Origin of the sequence: Escherichia sp. WS1368 (genome assembly GCF_046487485.1) — a bacterium.
GTDB lineage: Bacteria > Pseudomonadota > Gammaproteobacteria > Enterobacterales > Enterobacteriaceae > Escherichia > Escherichia coli.
On record NZ_JBJQJI010000021.1, the window covers coordinates 47,022 to 54,838 of the forward strand.

11 protein-coding genes are annotated in these 7,817 nt (G+C 50.1%); 7 read left to right on the forward strand and 4 right to left on the reverse strand.

Features of this window, described 5'->3' with window-relative positions; genetic code table 11:
• Window positions 1-123 precede the first annotated feature (123 nt).
• Together tag and ACJHYD_RS22105 are read left to right on the forward strand one after the other, a co-directional pair.
• The gene (gene tag / locus ACJHYD_RS22100) at window positions 124-687 is read left to right on the forward strand and encodes a DNA-3-methyladenine glycosylase I (RefSeq protein WP_000438962.1); all 564 of its coding nucleotides are present in this window, start codon (window positions 124-126) and stop codon (window positions 685-687) included.
• Complete coding sequence (locus tag ACJHYD_RS22105; protein ID WP_000617470.1) at window positions 684-1,124, forward strand: N-acetyltransferase; 441 nt, start codon at window positions 684-686, stop codon at window positions 1,122-1,124. Before tag ends, ACJHYD_RS22105 begins: the two co-directional genes overlap by 4 nt.
• Here the strand turns inward: ACJHYD_RS22105 and bisC are convergent.
• On the reverse strand, window positions 1,093-3,426 hold the full coding sequence (gene bisC, locus ACJHYD_RS22110) for a biotin sulfoxide reductase (RefSeq protein ID WP_001551816.1): 2,334 nt from the start codon (window positions 3,424-3,426) through the stop codon (window positions 1,093-1,095). The two genes, ACJHYD_RS22105 and bisC, sit on opposite strands and share 32 nt — an antisense overlap.
• A gap of 152 nt (window positions 3,427-3,578) precedes the next feature.
• Here bisC and ACJHYD_RS22115 point away from each other — a divergent pair, with 152 nt between their 5' ends.
• Both ACJHYD_RS22115 and ghrB read left to right on the forward strand, forming a co-directional pair.
• On the forward strand, window positions 3,579-4,238 hold the full coding sequence (locus ACJHYD_RS22115) for an OmpA family lipoprotein (protein WP_000747625.1): 660 nt from the start codon (window positions 3,579-3,581) through the stop codon (window positions 4,236-4,238).
• A gap of 103 nt (window positions 4,239-4,341) precedes the next feature.
• Window positions 4,342-5,316 (forward strand): glyoxylate/hydroxypyruvate reductase GhrB, encoded by a 975-nt coding sequence (gene ghrB / locus ACJHYD_RS22120; protein ID WP_000805031.1) that lies wholly within the window; start codon window positions 4,342-4,344, stop codon window positions 5,314-5,316.
• A gap of 49 nt (window positions 5,317-5,365) precedes the next feature.
• On the opposite strand, the gene ACJHYD_RS22125 is transcribed toward ghrB, so the two are convergent.
• A complete protein-coding gene (locus tag ACJHYD_RS22125; protein ID WP_000190516.1) occupies window positions 5,366-6,076 on the reverse strand; it encodes a DUF3053 domain-containing protein in 711 nt (236 codons plus the stop codon).
• 433 nt (window positions 6,077-6,509) lie between these two features.
• Between ACJHYD_RS22125 and ACJHYD_RS22130 the strand changes: the two genes are divergently transcribed.
• From ACJHYD_RS22130 to ACJHYD_RS22140, 3 genes are all read left to right on the forward strand, one after another.
• Complete coding sequence (locus tag ACJHYD_RS22130; RefSeq protein WP_000455798.1) at window positions 6,510-6,800, forward strand: HTH-type transcriptional regulator; 291 nt, start codon at window positions 6,510-6,512, stop codon at window positions 6,798-6,800.
• A 280-nt stretch (window positions 6,801-7,080) separates the two neighbouring features.
• Window positions 7,081-7,293 (forward strand): RNA chaperone/antiterminator CspA, encoded by a 213-nt coding sequence (gene cspA / locus ACJHYD_RS22135; protein WP_000014594.1) that lies wholly within the window; start codon window positions 7,081-7,083, stop codon window positions 7,291-7,293.
• A gap of 139 nt (window positions 7,294-7,432) precedes the next feature.
• Window positions 7,433-7,504 (forward strand): hypothetical protein, encoded by a 72-nt coding sequence (locus ACJHYD_RS22140; protein ID WP_212734940.1) that lies wholly within the window; start codon window positions 7,433-7,435, stop codon window positions 7,502-7,504.
• Here ACJHYD_RS22140 and hokA read toward each other — a convergent pair.
• Entirely contained in the window at window positions 7,481-7,633 is a 153-nt protein-coding gene (gene hokA, locus ACJHYD_RS22145) for a type I toxin-antitoxin system toxin HokA (RefSeq protein ID WP_019842825.1), read from the reverse strand. The genes ACJHYD_RS22140 and hokA overlap by 24 nt on opposite strands.
• Before the next feature lie 101 nt (window positions 7,634-7,734).
• Window positions 7,735-7,817, reverse strand: an 83-nt coding sequence (locus ACJHYD_RS22150) for an IS3 family transposase (protein WP_131728219.1), incomplete at its 5' end; no start/stop codon positions are given.

The following is a 7,817-nucleotide window of genomic DNA, read 5'->3' on the forward strand; positions in this document are numbered from 1 at the left end:
TATTATTGTCATTGTATGAAGGATATCGGGCATAGTAGCCCTGTATTAAATATTGACTTTTTCACCGATGCGTCAAGAAAAGCGGCTGAAATTTTTACGATCGGGTACATAGCGAGGGAAAGTATGGAACGTTGCGGCTGGGTGAGTCAGGACCCGCTTTATATTGCCTACCATGATAATGAGTGGGGCGTGCCTGAAACTGACAGTAAAAAACTGTTCGAAATGATCTGCCTTGAAGGGCAGCAGGCTGGATTATCGTGGATCACCGTCCTCAAAAAACGCGAAAACTATCGCGCCAGCTTTCATCAGTTCGATCCGGTGAAGGTGGCTGCAATGCAGGAAGAGGATGTCGAAAGACTGGTACAGGACGCCGGGATTATCCGCCATCGCGGGAAAATTCAGGCAATTATTGGTAATGCGCGGGCGTACCTGCAAATGGAACAGAACGGCGAACCGTTTGCCGACTTTGTCTGGTCGTTTGTCAATCATCAACCACAGGTGACACAAGCCACAACGTTGAGCGAAATCCCTACATCTACGCCCGCCTCCGACGCTCTATCTAAAGCCCTGAAAAAGCGTGGTTTTAAGTTTGTTGGTACCACAATCTGTTACTCCTTTATGCAGGCATGTGGGCTGGTGAATGATCATGTGGTTGGCTGCTGTTGCTATCCGGGAAATAAACCATGATTCGGGAAGCGCAACGTTCAGAACTCCCCGCGATCCTCGAACTGTGGCTGGAAAGTACAACCTGGGGGCATCCCTTTATAAAAGCGAATTACTGGCGTGATTGCATTCCGCTGGTGCGGGATGCCTATCTTGCCAATGCGCAAAACTGGGTCTGGGAAGAAGACGGTAAGCTTCTCGGTTTTGTCAGCATTATGGAAGGCCGATTTCTGGCTGCAATGTTTGTCGCACCGAAGGCCGTCAGACGCGGTATTGGTAAGGCGCTAATGCAGTATGTGCAGCAGCGCCATCCCCATCTGATGCTGGAGGTTTATCAAAAAAATCAACCGGCGATAGATTTTTACCATGCGCAGGGTTTTCACATTGTCGACTGCGCATGGCAGGATGAAACCCAACTACCCACCTGGATTATGAGCTGGCCGGTGGTTCAAACGCTGTAAGTGTCAGTTCCGGACCGTTGTATTTTTCCAGCCATGCCAGTGCCGTATTACCCGCACAGCCATTCCCCAGCCGCGAGCTGGGGAGATCTTTGGTCAGAACGTTCACCGCGCCGTTTTTACAAATACCGTCAGCGGTTAAATCCAGATCCGGCCATGCCCCTTCATGAATACAAATCACGCCAGGTTTAATTCCCTCGCTAATGACCGCTCCGGCAAGAATTTGCCCGCGTGCGTTCCACAACCGAACAATATCGCCATCTTGTATGCCGCGCGCCTGGGCATCGTCAGGATGAATGGTGACAGGCTCACGATTTGCCACCGCGTACAATTCGCGCAGAGAACTGTAATTCAGCTGGCTGTGCAGACGATGTGCCGGATGAGCAGAAAGTACCTGCAACTGTTCTGGTTCGGCATTGCCCTGCCACTCATCCGGCTCCAGCCACATCGGATGCCCAGGGCAATCCTGGTAACCATAATCGGCAATACGCTGCGAGAATATTTCAATCTTACCGCTGGCGGTTTTTAATGGATGCGCCTGCGGATCGCGGCGAAAATCGGCGAAGCGAATAAACCGCTCACTGTCCGGGTTTTCCGGCATCTCAATTAACTGGTTGGCTTGCCAGAACTCAGCAAATGGCGACAATTCAACCTGCTGGCTTGCCCCGCGCTGCCGGGCAACGTTATAAAACGTTTCCAGCCATTGCAGCTCACTTTTTCCTTCCGTAAACCGCGCATAGCCGCCCTTCTCCCAACGTTCACTCAACTCGGCAAAGACATCAAAATCATTACGCGCTTCATAACGTGGCGGCACCACTTGTTTCATCGGCACCAGATGCTGATTGCTGTAATCGCCGGTCATGGTGAGATCATTACGCTCAAACGAAGTGGTCGCAGGCAGAACGATATCCGCGTGTTTCGCCGCAGCCGTCCAGAAGCATTCAGAGATCACCACCAGCTCCGGTTTTTGCCAGGCACGGATCAGGCGATTGGTATCCTGATGATGAGTAAAGTTGGCACCGCCCGCCCACCAGATAAAACGAATATCCGGGAAATGTCGGTTCATACCGTTGTGTTGATATGCGCCACCAGGGTTTTCCAGTGCTTCAACAATGCGGGCAACAGGGATTTTATCTACCGCATCGGTGCCGCCAGGCAAGCTGCCCTGCATGGAAGAGAGCACCGCAGAACGCCGCGTGGGGTTACCACCATTGGCAAAATGATAAGAAAGACCAAAACCGCCGCCGGGTGTGCCGATTTGCCCCAACATTGCCGCCAGCGTGACGATCATCCAGTGTTTTTGCTCACCAAACTGTTGACGCTGCATTCCCCAGCCAGCCATCAGCATGGTCGTGTTTTGGTGGAAAAGAGCCGCCAGCTCGCGGATTTTCTCTGCGTTAACTCCACAAATCCCTGCCGCCCATTCGGCGGTTTTGGCTATTCCGTCACTCTCGCCCAGCAAATAAGAGGCGAAGACGGCATAACCGGTGGTGCAACGCGCCAGAAACGCTTCGTCGTGCCAACCATTTTCCACCAGCGTATGGGCGATCCCCAGCATCAGCGCAACATCGGTGCCCATGTGCGGTGCCACCCACTCCATTTTATCGCCAAAGAAATCGACGGTTTCCGATCGCATTGGATCAATGCAGATCAGCTTTTTCCCGCTGTCACGCAGTGCGGAAAAGTAAGAAAGCCCCTGCTCATCGGATGCATTCCACGCAATTTTCAGCGTATTGAGTGGATTAGCACTCCACAGCACCACGACATCGCTATGTTCCAGCACCAGGGGCCAACTGGTTTGCTGTTGATAAACTTCGCTGCCCCCCACGACATACGGCATGATCGCCTGTGCTGCACCGGTCGAATAATCCCCCAGATGCCCGGTATAACCGCCTGCCAGCGCCATATAGCGTTGTAATAATGTCGAGGCCTTATGCAGCACGCCGTTTGAACGCCAGCCGTAGGAACCAGCAAAAATCGATGCCGGACCATAAGCCTCACGAATGCGTTTATGTTGTTGGTGAATAAGCTCCAGCGCCTCATCCCAACTCACACGAACAAATTCATCCTGCCCGCGAATGCCTTGCGGTTTTTCCGGTGACGCGAGAAAGCCTTTGCGCACCATTGGAAATCGTACCCGCGTATTGCTGTGAACCTGGTCGCGAACCGCGCTCTGCAAGGAGTTTTCCATTCCTGTGGTTAACGCGCCACGCGAGCTAAGCACGGTTTCGCCGTCAGTTTCAACCAGCATGGGCCCCCAGTGGGCGGCAGTCAGAACGGAATATCGTGAGGATGAGTTGGCCAAACCGAAGACTCCTGAAAGGTTAGATGTATTGAGCAGTTAAATATTACTTACAAATTTCCGAGTATTCCCAGGAATAATCTTCATGTTCACGCGGCATAATCTCCCGCCACGGAACCCGTGGCAAAGAATAAAAAGGTTATTAAGGATTAACAATGAAGAAACGTGTTTATCTTATTGCCGCCGTAGTGAGTGGCGCTCTGGCGGTATCTGGCTGCACAACTAACCCTTACACCGGCGAACGCGAAGCAGGTAAATCTGCTATCGGCGCAGGTCTGGGCTCTCTCGTTGGCGCGGGTATTGGTGCGCTCTCTTCTTCGAAGAAAGATCGCGGTAAAGGCGCGCTGATTGGCGCAGCAGCGGGTGCAGCTCTGGGCGGCGGCGTGGGTTATTACATGGATGTGCAGGAAGCGAAGCTGCGTGACAAAATGCGTGGCACTGGTGTTAGCGTAACCCGCAGCGGGGATAACATTATCCTCAATATGCCGAACAATGTGACCTTCGACAGCAGCAGCGCGACCCTGAAACCGGCAGGCGCTAACACCCTGACCGGCGTGGCAATGGTGCTGAAAGAGTATCCGAAAACGGCGGTTAACGTGATTGGTTATACCGACAGCACGGGTGGTCACGACCTGAACATGCGTCTCTCCCAGCAGCGTGCGGATTCCGTTGCCAGCGCGTTGATCACCCAGGGCGTGGACGCCAGCCGCATCCGTACTCAGGGCCTTGGCCCGGCTAACCCAATCGCCAGCAACAGCACTGCAGAAGGTAAGGCGCAAAACCGCCGTGTAGAAATTACCTTAAGCCCGCTGTAATCCCTTTCATGCCAGGTGATGCAGAAATCACCTGGCATTCTTCAGTTTTCCTTCATCATATTTCAGGCTAAGGTGATCGCCTTATCAGTGAATGGAGAGAAGCATGAAGCCGTCCGTTATCCTCTACAAAGCCTTACCTGATGATTTACTGCAACGCCTGCAAGAGCATTTCACCGTTCACCAGGTGGCAAACCTCAGCCCACAAACCGTCGAACAAAATGCAGCAATTTTTGCCGAAGCTGAAGGTTTACTGGGTTCAAACGAGAATGTTGATGCCGCATTGCTGGAAAAAATGCCGAAACTGCGTGCCACATCAACGATCTCTGTCGGCTATGACAATTTTGATGTCGATGCGCTTACCGCCCGAAAAATTCTGCTGATGCACACGCCAACCGTATTAACAGAAACCGTCGCCGATACGCTGATGGCGCTGGTGTTGTCTACCGCTCGTCGGGTTGTGGAGGTAGCAGAACGGGTAAAAGCAGGCGAATGGACCGCGAGCATAGGCCCGGACTGGTACGGCACTGACGTTCACCATAAAACACTGGGCATTGTCGGGATGGGACGGATCGGTATGGCGCTGGCACAACGTGCGCACTTTGGTTTCAACATGCCCATCCTCTATAACGCGCGCCGCCACCATAAAGAAGCAGAAGAACGCTTCAACGCCCGCTACTGCGATTTGGATACACTGTTACAAGAGTCAGATTTCGTTTGCCTGATCCTGCCGTTAACTGATGAGACGTATCATCTATTTGGCGCAGAACAATTCGGCAAAATGAAATCCTCCGCCATTTTCATTAATGCCGGACGTGGCCCGGTGGTTGATGAAAATGCACTGATTGCTGCATTGCAGAAAGGCGAAATTCACGCCGCCGGGCTGGATGTCTTCGAACAAGAGCCACTTTCCGTAGATTCGCCGTTGCTCTCAATGGCAAATGTCGTCGCAGTACCGCATATTGGATCTGCCACCCATGAGACGCGTTATGGCATGGCCGCCTGTGCCGTGGATAATTTGATTGATGCGTTACAAGGAAAGGTTGAGAAGAACTGTGTGAATCCGCACGTCGCGGACTAAGCCGCGACTGCGTGGAGTAAAGCCCGATAATCGCTCGGGCTTTTACTCTTTATTGGGTTGCAGTAACTGCTGTAGTCCAGGCCTGATTAAACGCCTGATGCTGTGCCGGTAATGGCGCAATCAGTTTGTTATATTCACTTGCCTGCTGTGACGTCGGGAACTGGATGCCATTTGCGACAAAGCTCACCTGAGTACCTTGTTGGGCAATGTAGTCTCCAACCATCACCAGTTGTTGCGTGAAAGTTTGTGCCGCCGGAATCAACGGTTGCAATGCATCAGCTGGCGTCGTTACCACTTTGGTGAATGCCTGATCAAAGACCGGTTTCAGGTCATCGCTCTGTTTTAGCGCAGAGTGCGCAGCATCGGCCTGCAACTTCGCATTTTGCAGCTGTTGCGCCAGTACGCCCAGAGAACCGTTCATTTCACGCAGTGGGCCGCTTTGCGTAACGTAATCCTGCGGTACGCGAATTGCGTTAACGCTGTCTACGACCGGGCGCAGACCGGAATCCATCGCCTGATTCACCTGCTGAGAATAACCATACAGAATCGCGTAATCAGAGACAAAAGGACCAAACTGTTTTTTCTGATCGGCAGTCAGGGTTGGTAGACGTTCACCGCTACGCATCACTGTATTCTGCAGGAAGTCGATAAACGCTTTACGCTGATCGCCTTCTTTATCAAAACACCCACTCAGGCTAACTACCATTAATAACGCCGCAAGAGGCGCAAACCAGCGAGAGCAGGACTTTCCTGTCGCCATTTTCTTACTCCTTTCACCCAAAAAAAGCGCACAACGACACACGCGTGTCTGACGTGACAAGGATAGTCCAGGACAGGCTTGCAGGATACCCTTTCTACGTAATCTTCCTGGTAAAATCATGGAGAAAATGAAACAAGGTTAATTTGTTGTTTCATTGTTAATAAATGATAGTGCCGTTGCTTTTTTTGTAGACCGAGATTTACGCCTTCGCAGAACGTTAGATTTTCGAAATCTTTACAAACCGGGAGTGGTAAGAGATATATCGGCATTTATCAGATCGTTAGGTGGCTATAAGTCACGCTAAATGACTGGCTGAATCGAATCATAGCCAGAGCATGCCCTGACTTCACCCCGCTGTGTCTGCTTTTCCCGACTATTCTTAATGAGCTTCGATGCAATTCACGATCCCGCAGTGTGATTTGAGGAGTTTTCAATGGAATATAAAGATCCAATGCATGAGCTGTTGAGCAGCCTGGAACAGATTGTTTTTAAAGATGAAACGCAGAAAATTACCCTGACGCACAGAACAACATCCTGTACCGAAATTGAGCAGTTACGAAAAGGGACAGGATTAAAAATCGATGATTTCGCCCGGGTTTTGGGCGTATCAGTCGCCATGGTAAAGGAATGGGAATCCAGACGCGTGAAGCCTTCAAGTGCCGAACTAAAATTGATGCGTTTGATTCAAGCCAACCCGGCATTAAGTAAGCAGTTGATGGAATAGACTTTTATCCACTTTATTGCTGTTTACGGTCCTGATGACAGGACCGTTTTCCAACCGATTAATCATAAATATGAAAAATAATTGTTGCATCACCCGCCAATGCGTGGCTTAATGCACATCAACGGTTTGACGTACAGACCATTAAAGCAGTGTAGTAAGGCAAGTCCCTTCAAGAGTTATCGTTGATACCCCTCGTAGTGCACATTCCTTTAACGCTTCAAAATCTGTAAAGCACGCCATATCGCCGAAAGGCACACTTAATTATTAAAGGTAATACACTATGTCCGGTAAAATGACTGGTATCGTAAAATGGTTCAACGCTGACAAAGGCTTCGGCTTCATCACTCCTGACGATGGCTCTAAAGACGTGTTCGTACACTTCTCTGCTATCCAGAACGATGGTTACAAATCTCTGGACGAAGGTCAGAAAGTGTCCTTCACCATCGAAAGCGGCGCTAAAGGCCCGGCAGCTGGTAACGTAACCAGCCTGTAATCTCTGCTTAAAAGCACAGAATCTAAGATCCCTGCCATTTGGCGGGGATTTTTTTATTTGTTTTTCAGGAAATAAATAATCGATCGCGTAATAAAATCTATTATTATTTTTGTGAAAAATAAATTTGGGTGCAATGAGAATGCGCAACGCCGTAAGAAAGGCGGGAATAACTTCCCGCCGAAGACTCTTACTCTTTCAAATTGCAGGCTAAAAATGCCGCCAGCTCATAACTCCCCTGTTTAATATGCAATTCACACAGTGAATCACTTATCATCCAGGTGAAAAATAAAAGCGTGCAACAAATCACTATTAAAGAAAGTAATCTATATTTCTGCGGCATTCCCAGCCCCCTGTGTTGATTTCCAACGAGTAAGAGGCTAACCTTATGGTGTCTATGCATAGAGGGGCCTCACTTTGTACTGACCCCAAAAAGTTGGACAGTTAAACACGAGGCATATAGGTCTGATTCCGATATTCAATTGGAGTCAGACCTTTTAATTTCAGGCTAATTCTTCTGCTGTTGT